Annotated in this window: 17 protein-coding genes; 1 reads left to right on the top strand and 16 read right to left on the bottom strand. The window is 60.1% G+C overall.

The annotated features are described in order from the left end of the window. Nucleotides 1-45 precede the first annotated feature (45 nt). The 16 genes from CQ009_RS26060 to CQ009_RS25985 form a co-directional block, all read right to left on the bottom strand. Nucleotides 46-780, bottom strand: coding sequence for a cephalosporin hydroxylase family protein (locus CQ009_RS26060; protein ID WP_105709125.1), 735 nt, complete (start codon nt 778-780; stop codon nt 46-48). A 64-nt stretch (nt 781-844) separates the two neighbouring features. After that, nucleotides 845-1,702, bottom strand: a complete 858-nt coding sequence (locus tag CQ009_RS26055; RefSeq protein ID WP_105709124.1) for an NAD(P)-dependent oxidoreductase — start codon at nt 1,700-1,702, stop codon at nt 845-847. Then, nucleotides 1,699-2,925, bottom strand: a complete 1,227-nt coding sequence (locus CQ009_RS26050; protein WP_105709123.1) for a class I SAM-dependent methyltransferase — start codon at nt 2,923-2,925, stop codon at nt 1,699-1,701. Before CQ009_RS26050 ends, CQ009_RS26055 begins: the two co-directional genes overlap by 4 nt. Then, nucleotides 2,922-3,482: a dTDP-4-dehydrorhamnose 3,5-epimerase family protein gene (locus tag CQ009_RS26045; RefSeq protein WP_105709122.1), complete on the bottom strand. Its 561-nt coding sequence runs from the start codon at nt 3,480-3,482 to the stop codon at nt 2,922-2,924. Before CQ009_RS26045 ends, CQ009_RS26050 begins: the two co-directional genes overlap by 4 nt. Beyond that, nucleotides 3,479-4,561, bottom strand: coding sequence for a CDP-glucose 4,6-dehydratase (gene rfbG, locus CQ009_RS26040; protein WP_105709121.1), 1,083 nt, complete (start codon nt 4,559-4,561; stop codon nt 3,479-3,481). Before rfbG ends, CQ009_RS26045 begins: the two co-directional genes overlap by 4 nt. Then, complete coding sequence (gene rfbF, locus CQ009_RS26035) at nt 4,543-5,316, bottom strand: glucose-1-phosphate cytidylyltransferase (RefSeq protein ID WP_007966191.1); 774 nt, start codon at nt 5,314-5,316, stop codon at nt 4,543-4,545. The genes rfbG and rfbF overlap by 19 nt, the downstream gene beginning before the upstream one ends. 282 nt (nt 5,317-5,598) lie before the next feature. Then, nucleotides 5,599-7,401, bottom strand: a complete 1,803-nt coding sequence (locus tag CQ009_RS26030; protein ID WP_105709120.1) for a calcium-binding protein — start codon at nt 7,399-7,401, stop codon at nt 5,599-5,601. 225 nt (nt 7,402-7,626) lie between these two features. Next, the gene (locus tag CQ009_RS26025) at nt 7,627-11,229 is read right to left on the bottom strand and encodes a glycosyltransferase (protein WP_105709119.1); all 3,603 of its coding nucleotides are present in this window, start codon (nt 11,227-11,229) and stop codon (nt 7,627-7,629) included. Nucleotides 11,230-11,343: 114 nt separating this feature from the next. Continuing rightward, nucleotides 11,344-12,912 carry a flagellar hook-associated protein 3 gene (locus CQ009_RS26020; RefSeq protein ID WP_064390834.1) on the bottom strand — a complete coding sequence of 523 codons (1,569 nt, stop codon included), beginning with the start codon at nt 12,910-12,912 and terminating at the stop codon, nt 11,344-11,346. A gap of 13 nt (nt 12,913-12,925) precedes the next feature. Beyond that, entirely contained in the window at nt 12,926-14,971 is a 2,046-nt protein-coding gene (gene flgK / locus CQ009_RS26015; RefSeq protein ID WP_064390833.1) for a flagellar hook-associated protein FlgK, read from the bottom strand. A gap of 24 nt (nt 14,972-14,995) precedes the next feature. Continuing rightward, a complete protein-coding gene (flgJ, locus tag CQ009_RS26010; RefSeq protein ID WP_105709118.1) occupies nt 14,996-16,300 on the bottom strand; it encodes a flagellar assembly peptidoglycan hydrolase FlgJ in 1,305 nt (434 codons plus the stop codon). An 11-nt stretch (nt 16,301-16,311) separates the two neighbouring features. Then, entirely contained in the window at nt 16,312-17,400 is a 1,089-nt protein-coding gene (locus CQ009_RS26005; protein ID WP_161806659.1) for a flagellar basal body P-ring protein FlgI, read from the bottom strand. Between the two features lie 27 nt (nt 17,401-17,427). Beyond that, nucleotides 17,428-18,123, bottom strand: a complete 696-nt coding sequence (gene flgH / locus CQ009_RS26000; RefSeq protein ID WP_064390830.1) for a flagellar basal body L-ring protein FlgH — start codon at nt 18,121-18,123, stop codon at nt 17,428-17,430. A 52-nt stretch (nt 18,124-18,175) separates the two neighbouring features. Beyond that, nucleotides 18,176-18,961, bottom strand: coding sequence for a flagellar basal-body rod protein FlgG (gene flgG, locus CQ009_RS25995; RefSeq protein WP_003222804.1), 786 nt, complete (start codon nt 18,959-18,961; stop codon nt 18,176-18,178). 45 nt (nt 18,962-19,006) lie between these two features. Further along, nucleotides 19,007-19,747 carry a flagellar basal body rod protein FlgF gene (locus CQ009_RS25990; protein WP_064390829.1) on the bottom strand — a complete coding sequence of 247 codons (741 nt, stop codon included), beginning with the start codon at nt 19,745-19,747 and terminating at the stop codon, nt 19,007-19,009. Between the two features lie 272 nt (nt 19,748-20,019). Beyond that, nucleotides 20,020-21,582 carry a sigma-54-dependent transcriptional regulator gene (locus CQ009_RS25985; RefSeq protein ID WP_105709117.1) on the bottom strand — a complete coding sequence of 521 codons (1,563 nt, stop codon included), beginning with the start codon at nt 21,580-21,582 and terminating at the stop codon, nt 20,020-20,022. Between the two features lie 375 nt (nt 21,583-21,957). Here CQ009_RS25985 and phhA point away from each other — a divergent pair, with 375 nt between their 5' ends. After that, the gene (gene phhA, locus CQ009_RS25975; RefSeq protein WP_105709115.1) at nt 21,958-22,749 is read left to right on the top strand and encodes a phenylalanine 4-monooxygenase; all 792 of its coding nucleotides are present in this window, start codon (nt 21,958-21,960) and stop codon (nt 22,747-22,749) included. Nucleotide 22,750: the final 1 nt, after the last annotated feature.

Below are 22,750 nucleotides of genomic sequence, written 5' to 3'. Positions count from 1 at the left end.
ACGACCGGCGAAACCGCCCGAAAAACGCTTTGATAATGGAACTGATTAACGAACCCGGCGCAGATAACCGTCCGACGCGACGGTGATCAGCAGCTTGTCTTGCATCGCCTGATCAATCTCGAAATCGTCGTTCTCTTTGAGGTACGCCCACACGGCGGTTTTCGGGTTGTCACCCGGGCCCCACGGACGATCCGGGAACGCATCGGCTGGCATGTCTTCGACCACGGTGTCCATGACCACGCAATAGCTGTCGACCGACACCAGCGGTGCGTAGAAACGCAGTTCTTCGAGGACATGCTCGTGGGTGTGGTTGGAATCGAGCACCACGATGACTTTCTTGCCTTCAGCGGCCTGACGCACTTGCTCGACCACCGCAGGATCAAGGCTCGAGCCTTCGATCATGCTGATGCGTTTGATCATCGGGTGGCTTTCGATGGCTTCACGGTTGTGCGCACGAATATCGCGATCGATGCCCAGTACTTCGCCGTGGCCCTGCAACTCCAGCAGCGAGGCGTAGTAAATGATCGAACCGCCGTGGGCAATGCCGCATTCGATCACCAGATCCGGCTTGATCCGCCAGATCAGTTCCTGCATCGCCATCATGTCTTGCGGCAACTGAATGATCGGACGGCCCATCCACGAGAAGTGGTAGGTGTATTTGTGCTTGGCCGACTGGTTGTAGAACTCCTGGGCCAGCGCCTTCAAGTCCTTGTCCTGGCCTTGGGCAATCACTTCGGCCTGGCACTCCGCCTCGAAAGCTTTGATTACGTTATCGCTCATTGTCCGGTCTCACTGAAAAGTCATTTGATAGTCACGCTGCCAAAAGGCATTCGCTGCAGGCGCATCAGCGGATGCGTTGCGCCTCGAGTAACTGTTGTAATCGCTCGACCACGGCCCAGAACGCCAAGGGTTCGTGTGTCGGATAGGGGTAATGCCCCAGGTTTAAATCGATCGAAGCGCCACGCTCGCGCAGGCGTTGTTCGACCAGGGCCCGCACCGATACCGGTTGGCCACTGGCGCAATTGATCACGCCGTCGAAGTCGCGTTGTTGCACAATCGCAACGAGATAATCGGCGGCGTTTTCAATCGGTAGAAAATCGCGTAGCTGCTCGCCGGCCGACATGTTGAACGACGGCTCACCGGCATCGACGGCCCGGTCCAGTGCTGCCAACAGACTGTTGGGGTTCTGCCCTTCGCCATGCAGATAAAACAGGCGCGCCCACTGCAAGGTGAACGGCTGTTGTTGCTGCAGATTCTGCAAAAACAGGTGCAGTGTGTGTTTGGCCAGACCGTAAGGATTGCTCGGCTGTGGCTCGCTGCTTTCGCTGAGCGGGCCGCTTTGCATGCCGTATTCGAAGCAGGTGCCGGTGACCAGCACTTGCTGCACGCCCGCCTCGACCGCGCTTTTGATAAAGCGGTAATCGGCCATCAGGTTGTGCTCGAAATGAAACAGCGCCCGGTAGTTCGGCAAGCCCGGCCACGCCAGATGCGCCAGCGCATCGATGCCTTCTACCAGCGCAGCGACATCCAGATCGGGCGCGTGAATATCCGCGCTCACAAACTCGACGTCGTTGATCCACGGCATGCCTTGCGCCGTTTGCGCGTTACGCGCCACGGCGCGGACTTCGCAGCCACGTGCCAGCAATGCGGCAACCAGATGCCGGCCGACAAAGCCCGTGGCTCCGGTGACCAGAACCTTCACAGCACTTTCAACTCAGGCACGGCGATCACGAAGCGCCCGTCCCACTGACGCACCTGCGCCAGTTGCTGACTGACTTCATGCAGCAGGTTCCATGGCAGCACCAGCACGTAGTCGGGTTTTTCGAGATCGATCTGCGCTGGCGCAACGATCGGGATGCGACTGCCCGGCAGGAACTTGCCCTGCTTGTGTGGATTGGCATCCGCCACCCAGGCCAGCAGGTCCGGTTTGACCCCGGCGTAGTTGAGCAAGGTGTTGCCCTTGGCGGCCGCGCCGTAACCGACCACACGTTTGCCGTCGGCCTTGGCCTGCAGCAGAAAGCGCAGCAGTTCATGCTTGATACGTTCAGCAGCCGGCGCGAGGGTCGCATAGTACTCGGCGGTTTTTACCCCAGCATCGAGTTCGGCTTGCAACTGTTGCTGCACCGCTGGCTGAACCGGGCGGCGCTCGCCGTCCTTGCGCTGGACGAACACGCGTAACGAACCGCCGTGGGTGGGCAGTTGGCTGACGTCGAAGACTTCCAGGCCATTGCGCTCGCACAGGGTCTGCACGGCGGTCAAAGACAGGTAGGAATAGTGCTCGTGATAGAGCGTGTCGAACTGCGCGCCGGCCATCAGCGTCAACAGTTGCGGGAATTCGAAGGTGGCCACGCCGGTCGGCTTGAGCAGCGTTGCGAAACCGCCGAGGAAATCGTTGATGTCCGGCACATGCGCGAGCACGTTGTTGGCCGCCATCAGATCGGCGCCCCAGCCTTCGGCTTGCAACTGCGCGGCAGTCTCACGACCGAAGAACAGTTCACGAATTTCCAGGCCTTTTTCACGAGCCGCTTGCGCGGTGCTGCGCGTCGGTTCAACACCGAGGCAGGGGATGCCGCGACCGGCCACATATTGCAGCAGGTAACCATCATTGGCGGCGACCTCCACCACGCGGCTATCGGCGCTCAGGCCGAAGCGCTCGACCATCTCGGCGACATAGCGCTCGGCATGGGCCAGCCAGGTGCTGGAGAACGAACTGAAGTAGGCGTACTCGGCGTCGAACAGGCTGTCGGCGCTGGTGTAATCCTCGGTCTGCACCAGCCAGCATTGCTGACACACCGCGACCTTCAGCGGCACCCACTGCTCAGCCTGCTCAAGACGATCGGCGTGCACATAGGCGTTGGACGGTGGCGAGGTGCCAAGATCAATCAGCGGCAGGCTCAGCGGTGCGGCGCACCCACGGCAGTTCATAGACGCACTCCAGCAAAGTGTTGATCGAGCGCGGGATGGCTGGAATCACGCGCTGACAAATTATTGACAGGCAACGGCCAGGCAATCGCCAGCCGTGGATCATTGACCGACAGACCGCCCTCGTGCTCCGGCGCGTAATCGGCGCTGTGCAGGTAAAGCAGTTCGGCGTCCTCGGTGAGGGTCTGGAAACCGTGGGCGAACCCGGCCGGAATCAGCAGGCTGCGACCGTCGCCGGCCTTCAGATGCTCGGCGTGCCAGTGCAAAAACGTTTCCGAGTCGGGGCGCAGATCGACCGCCACGTCCCACACTTCACCGCGCAGGCAGGTGATCAGTTTGGCTTCCGGGGCGTTGCCATTCTGATAATGCAGACCGCGCACACTGCCCTTCTCGCGGGTGCAGGAATGGTTGATTTGGCGGATATGGAATTCGCTGCCGAACGCGCTCAGACTGCCTTCGCAAAACAGCCGGGCGAAGTGTCCGCGCTGGTCTTCGAAGCGTTTGTGCTGGACGCTGAACAGGCCGGCCAGCGGCAACGCCTGCAAGGAAAACTCGCTCACAGCGCGCCTCGGTACAGGTTCAACTGGCCGAGGGTGACGGTGCGCATGTCATCGCCGTTCTGCCACGCCAGGTGCCAGTCGAGTGTCTGGGTCAGGCATGCCTGCAAGGTCCAGCGTGGTTGCCAGCCCAGCAGTTGCCGCGCGCGACTGCTGTCCAGACGCAGCAGGCCGGCCTCGTGCAGTTCGCTTTTTTCGATGCGTAGTCCGCGCGCCTGCGGCCAGCGGCTGGCAAGCAATTCGACCACTTCGCCAACGCTGCACATGTCCGCCTCACCCGGGCCGAAGTTCCACGCCCCGGCGAATTCCGGGCCTTGTTCGTAGAGACCGGCGGCCAGCTGCAGGTAACCGGCCAGCGGTTCCAGCGCGTGCTGCCACGGGCGCACGGCTTGCGGGTAACGCAGGGTCACCGGTTCGTCGGCGCTCCACGCTTTGAGCACGTCGGGAATCAGTCGCTCGGGGGCGAAGTCACCGCCGCCCAGAACATTACCGGCACGCGCCGTGGCCAGGGCCAGACCGTGTTCGGCGTACTTGTCGGCCGGAAAAAACGACGCGGCATAAGACTGCGCAAGCAACTCACAGCAAGCCTTGCTGCTGCTGTAAGGATCGTGGCCACCGAGGGCTTCGTCTTCGCGGTATGGCCACAGCCATTCCTTGTTGGCGTAGACCTTGTCGGTGGTGACTAACACACAGGCGCGCACGCAACCGACCTGACGAATCGCTTCGAGCAGGTTCAGCGTGCCCATGACGTTACTGGAATAGGTGCCCAGCGGATCGCGATAGCCTTCGCGCACCAATGGCTGCGCGGCCAGATGCAAAACGATCTCCGGCTCGATGTCGGCGATGATTTCCAGCAAGGCACCGAGGTCACGCAGATCGCCGCGCTGGTCGTTGATGCCTTCATGGACCCGCGCCAGTTCGAACAGGCTCGGCTCGGTCGACGGATCGAGGGAAAAACCGCTGACTTGCGCGCCGAGACTTTGCAGCCACAGGGTCAGCCAACTGCCTTTGAAACCGGTGTGACCGGTAACGAGAACACGTTTGCCGTGCCAGAAATCCGCACTCAGGCCCATTGCTTCCATGGGGCCTCCCCGCTCTGCCACAGCGCTTCGAGATGATTCTTGTCGCGCAGGGTGTCCATGGGCTGCCAGAAGCCATCGTGTTCAAAGGCTTTGAGCTGCTCATCCTGAGCCAGACGGGCCAATGGCTCGGCTTCCCAGGTGGTTTCATCGCCAGCGATATATGGCAACACTTTCGGCGACAGCACGAAAAATCCGCCGTTGATCCAACCGCCATCACCACGGGGTTTTTCGGTGAAGCCGAGAACCTGATCGCCCTGACGCTCCAGCGCACCGTAGCGCCCTGGCGGTTGCACGGCCGTCACGGTCGCAAGGCGGCCATGAGCCTTGTGGTATTCGACCAACTGACGAATGTTCAGGTCGGAAACGCCGTCGCCGTAGGTGAAGCAGAACGCCTCTTCATCTTTCAGGTAACGACCGGCACGCAGCAGACGGCCACCGGTCATGGTTTCCTCGCCGGTGTCGATGAGCGTGACGCTCCACGGTTCGCTGTAGTTCTGGTGCACGTCCATGCGGTTTTCGCGCATGTTGAAAGTGACGTCGGAGGTGTGCAGGAAGTAGTTGGCGAAGAAGTCCTTGATCGCGTAACCCTTGTAGCCCAGGCAGATCACGAAGTCGTGAATTCCGTGGGCGGAATACTGCTTCATGATGTGCCAGAGAATTGGCTTGCCGCCGATCTCGATCATCGGCTTGGGCTTGAGGTGCGACTCTTCACTGATGCGCGTGCCGAGGCCACCCGCCAAAATTACTGCCTTCATCGTCTCCCCTCTCGTTCGTCACCGGGCTGCGCAATGCTTTCTTGAGCTTTGCGGGCCGTCTGCCTCAACCTTTTGCCGCTTCGGGCGCCGGTGGGATGACCGCGAGCGCTCGTTTTATGGCGATTTGCGGGGGACTTGCAGGAAACGCGCCAGCTCGATGAGTCCCGTGAAGACCGGGCTGCAAGGTAAAAAAAAGTGCAAACCCGATGATAATTATCAGGTTCGCCCTCCATGCCTGCACCTTCAATCCCGTTGCAGGATCGACAGTGCTCGATTCAGCGGTCAACCAAACATGGCAAACGCATCGCTATTGGCTGGCAGGTTGATGATTTGCCCGTTCGCCGTTTGAATTTGCTCAATGGTATCGAAGCCTGCGAACCAGCCCTTGAGCTGCACACCTTCCTGCGGCGTCGTGCCCGGTGCGAAACTCGAGCGATGCAGATACAGATCATCACCGACACGATCAATCAACAGTTGGGAACTGCTGATATACGACAGCACCAGTTTGTCCTCGCGGCTCGCGCCGTCATCCTGGATGGTCACAAGACCCGGGGTGCCGATTGTGTAAAGGTCGTTATCCTCGCCACCGTTGGCAAAACCGCTGGACTTCAACACCAGTTGATCGTTCCCCGCACCGCCAAACAATGCAAAGCCCAAGCCTGTACCGGTCAGCAGGTCACCATCCTCGCCACCGTCTGCCATGCCGTGAACCACGGTGATGACATCGCCACCGGCCTCGCCATACACGCGGCTTCCTACATCATTGCTTGCCGTGAAAATGGTGTCGTTGCCTTTGCCGCCATATATTGTGTCGGCCTGCGGCCCGTTGACCTGCCCGTCGAGGGAGAACGGCCCGATCGAGGAAACCAGTCCGCCGTAGAGGTAATCGTTGCCGTCACCACCGAAGATGATGTCATCCCCCAATCCACCTTCCAGGTAGTTGATGCCAGCATCGCCGGTCAGGCTGTCATTGAGGTGACTGCCCACGACACGCTCGATATTGCGCAATACATCGCCTTGCGCATCGCCACCCTCGTTGATATTGGTCAACAGGTTGATGGTCACCCCGCTAGTGCTGGTGATGTACATCGCCGTATCTTGTCCCTCGCGACCATCGATTACATCCGCACCCAAACCTCCGATGAAAACATCAGCGAGTCGGGAACCTGACAACGTGTCATCGAAGTGGCTGCCCTGAAAGAGTTCGATGCTGGCGAAAGTGTCGCTCGCGGCTTCTCCAGAGTTGACATTGCTGATCAGGTCGAGGGTGATCGCAGCGTCCGAAAACTCGTAACTGATCAGGTCCTGACCGGTGCCACCGTCAACGCCCATAGCGGCGGCGCCACCGTAGAAGATATCGTCGAGCCCCGAACCCTTGACCGCTTCGATACCGGTAAAGGTGTCCCCGGCACCGATACCGGAATAGACATTGGTTTTCAGGTTGATGACCATCGCCGCCGTGCTGTCGCTATAACTGACAGTGTCATAACCAGCTCCACCGATGAACTGGTCGGCACCCGCGCCACCGTACAGCGTGTCGTTGCCCGAACCGCCGGTGATGACGTTGTCGCTGTCGTTGCCGTAACCGATAAAGGCTTTGTCGCCGATATAGGTCAGACGCTCGACGTTCACCGCCAGCCGCGTGCCACTTGGATTGATTGTTGTTACACGCACCTCATCGTTACCGCCACCAGCCTGCTCGACGATGGTTGGCGTAACGCCGGTGTTGATGTAGTAGATATCATCGCCCGCCCCGCCTTCCAGGCGAATGGCCGTGGCGGTGTGATCAGGGCCAGAAGTCAGGACGTCGTTGAACGCCGAGCCGATCACGTTCTCGATGCCGGTCAGAAGATCACCTTCGGCATCCCCACCCTTGCCAACTGCTCCCGTACCGAAGCGAACCTCAACATTTACGCCGGCGTTCGAGTTCGAATAATCAACCGTATCAACACCAGAGCCACCATCGATCTTGTCCGCACCGCCGCTGCCCTTGATCACATCATTGCCACCCAAGGCGTTGATCTCGTCATCACCACTGGTACCCGTCAGCGTATCCGCGCCGTTTGTCCCGTTAATAACAGCCATTGTTTCTTCCTTGCCTTGTTGTGAACCGGTACCGGTTCGCGTGGCGATCACGTCATCGCGGCGAACAATAAAAAACTACGAATGTGTTGATATCGACAGGAAAGGATCGCAACTTGAGCCGCTGCGAAAAATGTATTGGGATTGATACAAAGACGAATACACGACGCAAAAAAAAACAGGCGACTGAAAAAGTCGCCTGTTTTTTAGGTAGCCGGAGCTGATCGATCAATCCGCCAGCCAGCCCTGCTCCCAGTAACGCAGGTTATCGCCGCGCAACACGTAGTCGCGCAGCACGACTTCACGCAACTCGTCGCCCATGCGGTAGCTGGCGTCCGGATCGGCCAGATGCATGCGGATTGCCTGCAGCCATTCTTGCGTGGTGTTGGTCTTGACTCGCGTGCACGGCAGGTAGCCGCGGTAGGCCTCAGTGTCGGTGCAGATCACCGGGTAACCGCAGGCACCGTACTCCAGCAGACGCAGGTTACTTTTGCAGTCGTTGAAAATATGGAATTCCAGCGGCGCCAAAGCAAGATCCAGATTGAGGCTGGCCAGTTTTGCCGGGTAGGCGTCGAGGCCGATCACGCCGTGGAACTCATGCATGTAAGGACGCAGATCGTCCGGGCACATGCCGAAAAACACCCAGTCGACTTCATCTGCCAATTCGCGCACGACATCTGCGATCACCGCCAGGTCACCATGGTGACTGGTGCCGCCACCCCAGCCGACGCGCGGTTTTTTCGAGGTCCGGCGCTGGCCGCGCAGGTTGCTCCAGAATTCTTTGGCCAACATGTTCGGCACCACGCGGATGTCTTGATGCATGTCCGACAAGGCATTGGCCAATGGCTGAGTCGAGACCACGACACGGTCGCACATGCCGATCGCACGGCGAACAATGCGCTCCATTTCATACTTGTCGGGCATATTGCGAATATGCGCATTGCGATGCGGAACATCGATGACGTAATCGTCGAGCTCATAGATGCTGCGGGCGTTGAAGTAGTTGCACAGCACCGGCATTTCGTTGACCGATGACACGGTATAACGACCTTGCAGAACGATCACATCAGGCGCCAGACGCTCGATTTCAACAATCGGCGGCAGGTTCACGCTATAGCGAATCTGCCCCTGCACCCGGCCTGCCGCTTCGAGTTCTATCAGCGGTTGAGTGACACGATAGTGCCCGATCGCGGAAGCGTTGAGCGGCAACCCGAGAATCTTCGGCAGGGTGCTATTGCTGAACGGACTCCATCCGGTGCGCAGGCCCGGCTCGAGGGTGAAGCTCGAACCCGTGTGCTTGTGCAACGACAGATTGGGATTGTAGGCCGGGTCGCGGGCAATGACCGGCATCCAGCGCTTGAAGAACGTTTCTTCCTGCTGATTGTGCGAGACGCCTTCTTCATTGATGACCGCCTCGACCGGCTGCGCGCCAAGCGCCAGCACCGCATAGGGCGTCCACACCACGAGATACCCCTGGCCGGCCACGCGTAGCGCCAGATCCACTTCATGCAGCATGCGCGGCAGACTCTGCTCATCCAGACCGTCAACCGCATCGAATACCGACTTGCGCACCATCAGGCAATCGGCACCGACGGCACTGAGGTCCTGAACCACCTGCAGGCGGAACATGTAGCCGGATGACTGCATCGCCTGACCATAAAACGGCAGACCGGCCGGCCCCTGCATACCCAGCACCAGACCTGCATGCAACACATAGCCATCGGGATTGAAGATCTTGGCACCGACGATGCCGACTTCCGGGCGCTGGGCGTGATTGAGCAACTCGTCGAGCCAGTCACCCTGAGTGATCACGGTGTAGGGATTGAGCAGCAGGACGTATTCGCCCCTCGCCTGAGCCACGGCAAAGTTGCGCAATGCGGCGACGTTACCCTGCTGCGGGTAGGTCAGCACGCGCACGCGCTCGCTGCCCAGTTGCGCCATGCCGTCCAGCCAGGCACGTGCCTCGGCAGTCTCGCTGGCGTTGTCGACCAGCAACAACTCGTACTCGCTGTACGTGGTTTTTTCCAGCAGGCTCTCGACGCAGCGTTGCAAGGCCGCAATCTGGTCGCGAGTCGAAATAATGATCGAGACCAACGGCCGCTGCGCATGCCGGTAATCGACCCGATTGAGCAACTCGACACTGCCACGACGCAGATCGTGGGCGATTCCCAGGCGATCAAGATGCGCCGACAGCAATCGTTCGTTGTTGTGCGTCACGGCGGGCAGCGACAACCATTGGGCCAGGTCGAAGGACGATTCGATGGCAATCTCGGCCAGATGCCCCACCACCTGCGTGCCTTGATCCTCAACCATACGCCAGAGCATGTCGTGGGGCGCGAGTTCGGTGAACGTCGAATCAAAGCCGCCGAGCGCCAGAAAGGTCTCGCGCTGGAACGCCAGCGCGCGGCCGACATACGGATAGGTGCGCATCAGATCCAGGTTGAAATCAGGCTTGAATGCCGGCTCCGCCGACTCCCCAGAACGCAAGCTGCCTTCATCGCTGTACAGGCAGTGCATGGCGCTGTTGAAGGCGATGCGCTCGGCCATCATCAGCAAGGCTGGGGGCACCAGGCGATCACCGCCGCGCAGCAGATAAAACCAGTCAGCGCCTTCCAGCTGCGGCAGCAGCTGATTGATCTGTTGCAGGTAATCGTCCTGCAACGGCAAATGGAACACACGCCCATCCAGTACCGGCTCAGTGCAATCCCTGGACAATACCAGTGTCAACTCGGGTGGATAGACCTGCGCGGCGAGGCTTTCCAGCGTACGTTCCAGCGCCGCCGGACTGCCCTGCTCATCCATCACGATGGGCACGATTCGCGGCGTGGACGGCCAGCCCGCCAGAGTGTCCGGCAGCAATCTGCTCTGGACGTCGCTGAGCCTGCGGCACGCCAGCCATTGCGCATAGAGCTCGGAAAAACTCTGGCTGTCAGCGCCAACCTGCCAGATCTGGGCGCTCTGTTTGGTACCGAGCGTTCGGCTCAGCGGCAGCTCTGTCCAGACCCGGGGCGACTCATCCGCGTTGGGCAATGGCACATAACGCGCCCACCCTTTCGCAGGCGCCGACTCTCCGCTGCGCGCCTTGAGCATTTGCAGCAGCCATTGCCGCTCGACGAGCAAAGCATCCTTCATGGCTTGCTGGCCACTCAGGCGATCCGGGTACAGACGCTCGACACTCAACACATGATTGGAGATCACCGCGTTGCCGCGTCGCAGCAAACACACGAACAAGGCGAAATCGAGGCTCGCGACAAAACAGTGACCCGGCTGTGTCAGCGCCGGCAGTAACTCGACAACGTCAGTGCGACGGAACATTGCGTTACTGAAACCACCGAGGAGGTTCGACGGGAACGTCTCGAAGAGGGCCAGCAGGTCATCACCCTTGAACAAGCCACTGATCGGTGACAGCGGTGTGTTTTCCAGCCGTGAAGGCAGGACCATGTCGTCGGCGTCCCAGAACAGACGCTGGGCCAGCACCAGATTGACTTCGTCATGATGAGCGAGCACGTCGGCCTGACGCTCGATGCAGCTGGCGAACAGCTGATCGTCGTCGCACAGAAACTTGATGAATTCGCCCTGCGCCTGATCCAGGCAGGCCTGCAGATTGCCAACCATCCCCAAGGTCTGCGGATTGCGCACGTAACGCACCGCCACCCCGCTCTGCTCAGCCAATGCCGCGACAATGGTCTGGATTTCATCGCCACGACTGTCATCGCACACAATGATTTCAAGATTGCCGTAACCCTGACTGACGGCGCTGCGCAATGCCCGCTCGAAGAAGCGCGGATTGAAGGCAGGAATGACAAGGCTGACAAGGGGAAGTGAATTCACGGCGGACTCGCAAGCGGCGGGAACCCGCCCGGAATTGCGAGCCCTCTGAAACCGCGAAAAAAGACATTAAAAACTCAAGAGCCGAAGTTCCGGGCGCTTGCGCGCCCGTTATCGTCAGATCTTGTTGAACAGACCCAGCTGGCTGATCTTGCTGAACGCCAATTGCGCAGCCTGCAACATGGTCTGCTGCAAGGTCAGGCGGGTCATGACTTCGGCCGGATCGGAATCGCGGATCGAACCCTGCGTCGTGGTGTTAGCGGTGCTCAGGCTGTCGTTGGTGACAGCTTGCATATCCAGCGACTGACCACGGGCACCGATCGAAGTGACCGCGGTGCCAATCTGGTTGGCCGCGGCGTCGATGTTGCCGATACCGGCTTCCATGGCGCCCTGCAGCTTTTGCTTGGCGACCGGATCGCCATCGATCGGTGTGTTCAGCGCGGTAATCATCTGACCGAGGGTGTCGAGCACGTTCTGGGTCTGATGGTCATTCGGCTGGATCGAAAACTGATCGCCGGCTGCCGGGGTGTTACCCAAGGCAAACGTCACACCGGCTGCGGTCGCGTTACCGCCCGCCACAGTGCCCGAAGACACCGGCTTGCTGTCCGCAGTGACCGGCGCCGCGTACAGGTCGAACGCCGTGGCGCTGGTGAATTTGAGAACCGCGCCGCCCTGCGGGAATGCTGCGGTGTAGGCAGCCTGGTCGGTGATGCTGGAACCGCTGATCACCGCTGTCGAAGTGTTGCCCGGGCTACGCGAGGTGGTGAACGTGTCCGGGGTCACTGCCAGCTGAAAACTGTGCCCGGCAATGACTGCGTCCGGGTTGGTGTCTCCGGCCTTCAGGTTGAGGTTCAGCTGCATGTCGACGCCACGGAAGCTGAAGCTCTGGTTGGCGCCACTGGTGTTGCTGATCACGCCGTTCTTGCTGGCCTCAGCGGTCACGTCGTTACCCAGGGCGTCAGTGATCTGCATCTGCGTGCTGCTGACGAAACTCACGGTATACGGCTGCCCAGCGGTGAACTTGGCGTTGTAGGTGGCTTCAGTGCCGATCGTACCGTTGGACAGCACGACACGACCGTCATCCACCGCCGGAGCGGTGCGGGTGACGTTGGTGCGGGCAGTGTTGATGGTTTGCTGGAAAGCATCCCAACCGGTGGTGTTGGTGCCGACCGACAGGCCATCGCCGATGCCCAGGTTGATGGTGGTCTGGTCACCGTTGTAGGTATAAGTGCCGTCGCTGTTTTGCGAATACGGGGCAGTGCTGGTTTTCGAACCGGAGAACAGGTAGTTGCCGTCGGCATCCTTGGAGTTCATCAGGCCCAGCACTTGCTTCTGGATCTCGCCCAGTTCCGAGGCGAAAGCCTGGCGGTCCTTGTCGGTGATCGTGCCGTTGTTGGCCGCCAGAGAAATTTCCTTGGCGCGAGCCAGCGCCGTGGTGATGGAGTCCAGCGTGGACTCCTGCACGGTCAATGCACTTTTGGTGGTGTTGACGTTGGTCTTGTACTGATCAAGCATCGCCGCCTGCTGACCCAGTTGCAGCAGACGACCGGCGCCGACCGGATCGTCGGAAGCGGTGTTGATGCGCGTCAGGCTGCTCGCCTCACTGGCGGTGGCAACGGCCTTGTTGAAGTTACGCTGATAGTCCGAAGCTTGCGTTCCGTAATACTGGGCGGTGGAAATGCGCATGAATTACGACTCCTTAAAGGCTGTTGATCAGCGTGGCGAAAGTTTCCTGCGCAGCTTTGATGATCTGCGAAGACGCTGTGTAGTACTGCTGGTATTTGACCAGGTTGCCGGTCTCTTCATCCAGGTTGACCCCGGACAACGAGTCGCGGGCACCTTTGGCGTTATCGAGAATCGCCGAGGTCGCAGCGCTGTCGGACTTGCCTTGAGCAGTCTTGGTACCGACGTTGGTGACCAGCTTGTTATAGGCGTCGGTCAGGCTGATGCCCTTGCTCGCCGAACCGGTATCGACGGTCTGCTTGGTTTGCAGGCCGACCAGTGCCTGCGCGTTGCGGTTGTCCGAAGACGCCGCACCGGTGAGATTCATGGTGAAGGTTTCGCCGGACTTCGGCGTGCCGCCGACCGTGGTCTGCACGGTGAAAGTCTTCTGCACGTTGGGCGTGACAGAGGTGTCCATCACCGGGTTGCCACTGGCATCGACGATGCCGACTTTGAGGTTCAGTGTGTTCGCCTGGCCGGGAACGATGGTGCCGCTGCTGATGGTGGCACCCTTGGTATCCACCAGTTTGTACGACTGGCTGCCCCCACTGGCATCACCGAACACCAGTTTGACTGGCGTCGAATTCTTCAGCGCCGCCTGCATGTCTGCCTGGGCGGTCGGGTTGTAGATATTGATGGAGTCGCTGAGCGTCGGCTGAGTGTAAGTACCCAGGCCGGCAGCACTGGCAACACCGGTCAATGGACCGGCCGCCGCGATTTTCTTCGGATCGCTGAGAACAGTCTGGATGCTTGCCGCCGCGTTGCGGGTCGGCGTCACCTTGAAGCTGTCACCGGCGCTCAACCCACCGCCATTGAGCGACAGGCTAAAGCCGTCGATCACCGGAGGTGGCGTGGTCGTGGTGCTGAACGCGCCCAGATCGGTGCCGTCGGAACGCTTGACGGTGTAGTCGGTGGCGCTGGTGAACGTGACCTGATAATCACTGGTGGTCAGCTTGCCGGTGTCCTTGATGGTGACATCAAGGTTGCCCGAACCTGTGCTGTTGCCCGACGCCGCGATGCTGCGCTGGCTGACCAGTGCAGCACTGTTGATGTTGTTGAACAGCGCCGCGCCGAAGTCACCGTTCTTGTCGATGCCTTGTGCTTGCTGGCTGTTGATCTGATCAGCCACCACCAGTGCAACACGACCCAGCTCGTTGAGCGAAGGATCGAGAACTTCCTTGCGATACGTCAGCAGACCGCCCATTTCGCCACCACTCATCACCGAAGTGATGTCGAGGGTGCTCGAGCCGCGATCCATCTGAATGCCCATGCGCGACGGATCGTCTTTGAGCGGCACGGTGCTCAAGGTGTTGGTAGTGTTGCCGATCACCAGCGGCTGACCGCTGCCGACGTAGATGTCGAAGCTGGTGCCGCGCTCGACGACCTGCGCACCGGTCAGCTCGGACAATTGGCGTACGGCTTCGTTACGGCTGTCGAGCAGGTCGTTCGGCGCGCCGCCGCTGGTGGAAATCTCACCGATCTTCTGGTTCAGAGTGGCAATCGAGCTGGCCAGCTTGTTCACCTGAGCCGCCATGTCGCCGAGGCTGCCGTTGATGCTGGTGTTCTGGTCGTTGAGCTGCTTGGCGAGGGTATTGAAACGATTGGTCAGGGCCTGCGCGCCAGTCAGCACCGACTGACGGGAGGTGTCGTCGGTCGCCGAGGTCGAAACACCCTGCATCGAGGTGAAGAATTTTTGCAGCACGCCGGTCAGGCCGGTGTTGGTGTCCGACAGCATCGAATCCAGCGGTGTGGCCTGGGCCAGAAACGAGGCCGACTCGCTGTCGAGCGAAGTCGCCGTGTGCAACTGGCTTTCCAGGTACGAGTTGTAGACCCGGCGCACGTCGGCCAGGGTGGTGCCCGTGCCGATGAAGACGTTACCGAACTGCTGCGAGGACTTGGTGCCCTGCACGGTTTGCTGACGCGAATAACCGGCGGTGTCGACGTTGGCAATGTTGTTGCCTGTCGTAGCCAAAGAGGACTGGCTGGCCGACAGTCCCGACATCCCGATATTGAGCAAACTCATGGTTCAGACCTTATACCTTGTGCCTTATAAAGGCGTGGTGGATACACCCGCCGCAGCGTAGTTTTGGAAACTGTTCATCTGCTTGGCTATCTGCGAAATCTTTGTCGCGTAGTTCGGGTCGGTGGCGTAACCGGCCTTTTGCAACTCGCGTACAAACTGTTCTGGGTTATCGGCAGACTTCACGACATCTTGATAGCGATTATTGCTCTGCAGCAAAGTCACCAGATCGTGGAAACTGTCCTTGTACGAGGCGTAGGAACGGAACTCGGCCGTCTCCTTGACCATCTGCCCGTCACGGAACTCGCTGGTGATCGCCCGGGCCGAATCGCCCTTCCAGTTGTTGCTTGCCTTGATGCCGAACAGGTTGTGGCTGCTACTGCCATCCTGGGCGCGCATGACCGACTTGCCCCAGCCGGTTTCCAGTGCCGCCTGCGCCACCAGGTAACGCGGATCGACGCCGATACGGTCGGCGGCTTCCTTGGCCATCGGCAACATGGTGTTGACGAATTCGTCGGCAGAACTGAAGGCCTTCTTCGCCGGCGCCAGCGGAATTTGCGCCATGGCGCGGCCATAAATCTGCATCTGTCCGCCGCCAGCTTTTTCGCTTTCGGCGCGGGCCAGCCAGTCGCCGTTGTACAACGGGCCAGAGCCGGTGGCGACAGCGCTCGTGGCGCGCGGCAACAAGGTATTCGGCGCAGGCGTGGCGTTCGTCGCGGCCGACGGCACCAGACCGGCGAGCAGACGATCAGCCAGTTTCGGAGGCAAGGCCAGGCGACGCTTGTTGATCATCGCCATGTCATTGCTGTGGGAAACATCGGCGGTGTTCGACACCCGCCCGGAACGCGATGCCCACAGCGGACGTTCGCCATTGACCCGCGACAACGGACCGTTGGTGGCGGTGGTGCCGGCGGCAATCGGCGTGGCCACGGCAGCGGCTTTCGCCCTGGCTTCTTCTTGCTTGGCGGCGGACGCAGCGGCGGCTTCACCCGGGGCCATCGGTTTGTTCTTCGACATCTGGCGCATCAGCACGTCAGCGAGGCCGATACCACCGCCCTCGCGGGCCATGGAAACGGCCATTTGCTGGTCAGCCATTTCCTGATATTGCTTGGCCGCCGGAGTGTTGAGCGGATTATCCTGACCCAGGGTCTCGGTCGCCGAACGCATCGACTTGAGCATTTCGCCGATGAACAACGACTCGAATTCCTGCGCAACCTTGCGCATGTTGCCGTCGCTGTTCTTGTCGCCGACCTTGAGCTGATTCAGGCGATTGAGGTCGGAGTACGAACCCGAATCGGCGTTGCTGACCAGACTGCCTTTACGCATATCCATGATTGCCGTCCTCAGATCACGATCAGGTCGGCTTGCAACGCGCCGGCCTGCTTCAGAGCTTCGAGGATCGCCATCAAGTCACCTGGCGCCGCGCCGACCTGGTTCACCGCACGCACGATCTCGTCAAGGGTGGTGCCCGGACCGAATTTGAACATCGGCTTGGCTTCCTGTTCGGCATTGACGCGCGAGCGAGGCACCACAGCCGTCTGGCCATTGGACAACGGGCCCGGCTGGCTGACAATCGGGTCTTCAGTGATGGTCACGGTCAGGCTGCCGTGGGTCACGGCGGCCGGCGAAACCTTGACGTTCTGGCCGATGACGATGGTACCGGTACGCGAGTTGATGATGACTTTCGCCACCGCCTGACCCGGATCGACCTCAAGGTTTTCGAGGATCGACAGATAGTCGACGCGCTGGCTTGGATCGAGCGGCGCGGTGACACGGATCGAACCGCCGTCGATCGCTTGTGCGACGCCAGGGCCGAGCATGTCGTTGATCTTGTCGACGATGCGCTTGGCGGTGGTGAAGTCGGAGCGGTTGAGGTTCAGCGTCAGGCTGTTGCCCTGGTTGAAACCGCTCGGCACCGAACGCTCCACCGACGCACCGCCAGGGATGCGACCGGCCGACGGAACGTTGACGGTGATCTTCGAACCGTCGCGACCTTCGGCATCGAAACCGCCAACCACCAGGTTGCCCTGAGCGATGGCGTAGACGTTGCCGTCGATACCCTTGAGCGGGGTCAGCAACAAGGTGCCGCCGCGCAGGCTCTTGGAGTTACCGATCGAGGAGACAGTGATATCGACCTGCTGACCCGGTTTGGCAAACGCCGGCAAGTCGGCACTGATCGACACCGCTGCGACGTTCTTCAACTGCACGTTGCCCGAGCCCGGCGGCACTTTGATGCCGAACTGCGAGAGCATGTTGTTGAAGGTCTGCAGGGTGAACGGGGTCTGCGTGGTCTGGTCACCGGTGCCGTTAAGCCCGACCACCAGGCCGTAACCGATCAACTGGTTGGAACGCACGCCGGAAATACTGGCGATGTCTTTCAGCCGCTCGGCGTGTGCACCAAAGGCTGCGGACATCAGCGCCGCAGCGAGCATGAGGCTCTTGAAGTTCAACGTAGCCACCTAGAAAGGGAACAGCGGGCTGAGGAAGAAACGGTCGAACCAGCCTGGCTGACTCGTATCGGCAAACGCACCGGTACCGGAATAGGTGATGCGCGCATCGGCAACCCGGGTCGACGACACGGTGTTGTCGGTGGCGATGTCATCGGCGCGCACCAGGCCGGCGATGCGAACCAGTTCGTCACCGGTGTTCAGCGTTAGCCACTTCTCGCCGCGCACGGCGATGATACCGTTGGGCAGCACGTCAGCGACGGTCACGGTGATCGAACCGGTCAGGCTGTTGCTCTGCCCCGACTTGGCGTCGCCCTTGGTCGAACGGTCGGCGCTGTAGCCGGCGTTCAGGCTCAGGTCGTTGCTGCCGATCGGGTTGTTCGTCGTCAGACTGGAACCGAACAACGACGTCAGGCCGATCTTGTTGTCGCTGTTCTTGTCCATCTGCGAGTTGGCGTTCTTGCTCGCCTGGGTGCGCTCGTTCAGGGTGATGGTGATGATGTCACCGACCCGGAAGGCCTTGCGGTCGCTGTACAGGTTCTGCTCGAACCCGGCCTGATAGATCGAGCCATTGTTGGCGGCAGCCGGCAACGGCGTGCGCGGCAACACCGGTGCGTAGTAAGGGTCATTGGGCTTGGGCGTCGGTGCGACGCAGCCCGCGAGCGAGACGACCCCACCCAATGCCAGAACAGATACAAAGCGTTTCATGACCCTACCTCACGGTGTTGCAGGCAGCCTCATGGCTGCCTCATAGACTTGATTACAGATTCTGCGTTACGAACGAGAGCATCTGGTCGGCGGTGGAGATCACCTTGGAGTTCATCTCGTAAGCGCGCTGAGTGGTGATCATGTTGACCATCTCTTCAACGGTGCTGACGTTGGAACCTTCCAGGGTGTTCTGCAGCGTGGTGCCGAAACCGTTCAGGCCCGGCGTGCCGATTTGCGGCGCGCCGGAAGCGGCGGTTTCCAGGAACAGGTTGTTGCCGACCGCTTGCAGACCGGCCGGGTTGATGAAGTCGGCGGTTTGCAGGTTGCCGATCACCTGCGCGGCAGGGTTGCCCGGAACCGTGATGGACACGGTGCCGTCAGTGCCGACGGTGAAGCTCTGCGCGTTGTTCGGAATGACGATCGCAGGCTCCAGCGCGAAACCGCTGGCGTTGACGATCTGGCCATTGGAGTCGAGATGGAAGGTACCGTCGCGGGTGTAAGACGTGGTGCCGTCCGGCTGCAGGATCTGGAAGAAACCGCGACCGTCGATGGCCATGTCCAGCGGCTGCTCGGTGGTTTGCAAGCTGCCGGCGGTGAAGTTTTTCTGCGTGCCGACAATGCGCACACCGGTACCCAGTTGCAGACCCGACGGCAATTCGCTGTCCTGGGTCGACTGAGCACCTGGCTGACGCTTGATCTGATACAGCAGGTCCTGGAACTCGGCGCGGTCACGTTTGAAGCCCGTGGTCGACACGTTCGCCAGGTTGTTGGAAATGGTGGTCAGGTTGGTGTCCTGGGCGGACAGACCGGTTTTGGCAACCCATAGAGCCGGAAGCATTCAATTCTCCTCGTGCGCCTGTTTTACGGCGCGACGTTCTGATAATTAGCTGATCTGCAAGACCCGAGCCATGGCCTGGTCGTCGTCTTTGGCGGTGTTCATCATCTTGATGTGCAACTCGAACTGCTTGGCCAGCGCCAGCACCGAGGTCATTTCTTCCACGGCGTTGACGTTGCTCGACTCGAGGAATCCCGACACCAGTTTGACGTTGGCATCGGCCGGCGCAGGCTGGCCGTCCTTGGTGTAAATCGAGCCGTCGAGGCCCTTGTTCATGTTCTTGATGTCCGGATTGACCAGTTTGATCCGGTCGACTTCCGCCATGACGCGCGGGCCTTCGCCCATCGCACGAATACTGATGGTGCCGTCTTCGCCGACTTCGACCTGCTGCTCGGGTGGCACGGCAATCGGTCCGCCATTGCCCATCACGGCCATGCCGTTACCGGCGCGCAATACGCCGAGGGCATCGATATTGAGGCTGCCGGTGCGCACGTAGCTTTCACCGCCATTGGGGTTCTGTACGGCAATGAAGCCGTTGCCGGTTACGGCGACGTCGAGGTCACGCCCGGTTTCCACCAGCGAGCCCGGCGAGAAATCAGTGGCCGGACGCTCGCTCATGGCAAATGCACGCGCCGGAAAGCTGTCACCAAACACCGGCATCGAACGGGCCTGTTCCAGGTCCTTCTGAAAACCGTTGGTGGAGATGTTCGCCAGGTTGTTGGCATGCGCCTTTTGCGCCAGTGCGTTCTGGCTGGCGCCGGTCATTGCCACATAAAGGTACTTGTCCACACTCTTTCCTCTGCATGCCGGACGTTTGCCGCCCACCGCTGTACTGCTGAGCCATAAGCAATTTGCAGACCAACTTTTTTCTGGCGGCGCGCGACCCGGTAAACAAAGGACTTGGGGGATTTTGCGGGGGAATCTGAAATGTATCGAAGTCGAAAAACCGGCGGTGTTATGCCGCTTGGCGGCAACAGGTCAAAAGATCGCAGCGTGCCGCAGCTCCTACACCAGGAATCGGTACTCCTGTAGGAGCTGCGGCACGCTGCGATCTTTTGCTCTTAAGCTTCGCTATCCTTACCGACCCCGTACTCGCGCAGCTTGTTGGCAATGGTGGTGTGTGAAACCCCCAATCGCTTGCCCAACTGTCGACTGCTCGGATACTCGGAATACAAGCGCTCCAGCACCGCTTTCTCGAAACGCCCGACAATCTCGTCCAGCCCGCCCTCCAGCGAGAAATCGCCAAGCGGCTGACGCACACCGTAATCCGGCAGACGAATGTGCTCAGCCTTCACCGTGCCGCCATCACACAGCGAAACCGCCTGGAACAACACGTTTTCCAGTTGCCGCACGTTGCCCGGCCAGTGGTAATGACTGAGCCGGTCCATCGCCGCCGGCGCCAGTTTCGGCAGCGAACATCCGATCTGCCGACTGGCCTGATCGAGGAAGTGCTCGACCAGCGGCGTCAAACCGTCGAGGCATTCGCGCAGCGGTGGAATGTGCAGGGACAGCACGTTCAAGCGGTGATACAAATCCTGGCGAAACTCGCCGCGTGCACACAGCTCGGACAAATCCACCTGGGTCGCGCAGATCACCCGCACATCCAGATAAACCTCTTCATCACTGCCGACTCGACGGAAGCAACCGTCCTGCAGAAAGCGCAATAATTTCACCTGCAAACGCGGGCTCATTTCACCGACACCATCCAGGAACAACGTGCCGCCGGCGGTCAACTCCAGCAGCCCGAGCTTGCCTTCGGCACGCGCACCTTCAAACGCGCCAGGGCCGTAGCCGAACAGTTCGGTTTCAGCCATTGATTCCGGCAGCCCTGCGCAATTGAGCGCCATCAATGGCGATTGCCCACGCGGGCTGGCGAGGTGACAGGCCCGCGCCAGCAATTCCTTGCCGGTGCCGGTTTCCCCTTCTATCAATAGCGGCGCGTCGAGCGGCGCCATTCGACGCGCTTCACGCACGACGGCGGCCATGACTTTCGAGCTCTGGAAAATACTGTCGAAGCCGCGCAACTCCTGCTTGCGCACGTTGTAGATGCGCTCACCGACGCGATCCGCGCGGTGCAGGGTCAGCACGGCGCCGGCCATGGCCTCACTGTCGTCGTGTTCCGATTGCAGTGGCGCGATGTCGGCGAGAAAGATGTCGCCCCGGACCTTGACGCGCATGCCGTTGATCCGCGACTTGTTGGCGCGCACCAGTTCCGGCAAATCGAAATCTTCGGCGTAGCGCGACAGCGGGATCCCGGGCACTTCATCGACCCGCACGCCAAGCAACTGCGCCGCCGCACGGTTGGCCGCGACGATCGAGCCGCCCATGTCGATCGACAACACCGGAAACTCCAGCGCGCCGAGCAAGGCGTTCAGCTCCATGTGCCGACGTTCGCTCGGCATCAGCCCTACCCGCTTGACGCCGAACACCCCGGCAATCGCCTCGAACTTCGGCCGCAGAGCCTGGAACTGAATGTTGATCAGGTTCGGGCAGTGCAGATAGATCGCATTGCCGTGCTCGCCACCGACCTCGCCGCGCGCGACGTTGATCCCGTATTCCACAAGCAGATTGAGGATGTCGCGCAGGATGCCGATGCGGTTCTGGCAGTGGACTTTGATGCGCATATAAATCGCCCGAATTAACGATGAAGAACCTTGTAGGAGTGAGCCTGCTCGCGATGGCTTTGGGTCAGTTGATATTGATGCTGACTGATACTCCGCTATCGCGAGCAGGCTCACTCCTACAGGAGAACGGCGCCGGACTTTTCTGTGGCGGCGCGCAGATAATTGTCAAGATTATGTGACAGTCGCTGGCCTTTTCAAACCTGCGAATCACTGTAAATGCGCGATAACGCCTAAAGCGTAACGAATAGTTTACGAAATCCACCGATTTTTCCTACGCGAGCGCGTAACCACCTACTGCATACCACCCTACTCTCAGGTAATTCTGAATCCATCGCTGGACATAACAAGAACGAATTCCCCTAGCAGGAGAGCAGTATGAAGCAGACGCAATACGTGGCCCGCGAGCCCGATGCGCAAGGTTTTATCGACTACCCCGCCGAAGAACACGCGGTGTGGAACACGCTGATCACCCGCCAGTTGAAAGTGATCGAAGGGCGTGCCTGCCAGGAGTACCTGGACGGTATCGAAAAACTCGGTCTGCCCCACGACCGCATTCCGCAACTCGGCGAGATCAACAAGGTGCTCGGCGAGACCACCGGTTGGCAGGTCGCCCGTGTCCCGGCGCTGATTCCGTTCCAGACATTTTTTGAATTGCTCGCCAGCAAGCAGTTTCCCGTCGCGACTTTTATCCGTACCCGCGAAGAACTGGACTATCTGCAAGAGCCGGACATTTTCCACGAGATCTTTGGCCACTGCCCGCTGCTGACCAACCCGTGGTTCGCCGAATTCACCCACACCTACGGCAAGCTCGGCCTGCAGGCGACCAAAGAAGAACGCGTCTATCTGGCGCGCCTGTACTGGATGACCATCGAGTTCGGCCTGGTCGACACCCCGCAAGGCAAACGCATCTATGGTGGTGGCATTCTGTCTTCGCCAAAAGAAACCGTTTATTCGCTGTCGGGCGAGCCTGAGCATCAAGTCTTCGACCCGCTCGAAGCGATGCGCACGCCGTACCGCATCGACATCCTGCAACCGCTGTACTTTGTCCTGCCGAACCTCAAGCGCCTGTTCGACGTGGCTCATGAAGATATTATGGCCATGGTCAGACAAGGCATGCAGCTGGGTCTGCACGCGCCGAAATTTCCGCCCAAGCCGAAAGCGGCCTGAG

Source organism: Pseudomonas sp. MYb2, from assembly GCF_002979955.1.
In the GTDB taxonomy this organism is placed as follows: domain Bacteria; phylum Pseudomonadota; class Gammaproteobacteria; order Pseudomonadales; family Pseudomonadaceae; genus Aquipseudomonas.
Note: the sequence above shows the minus strand (reverse complement) of the source record. Positions and strands in the feature narration are given on the sequence as shown.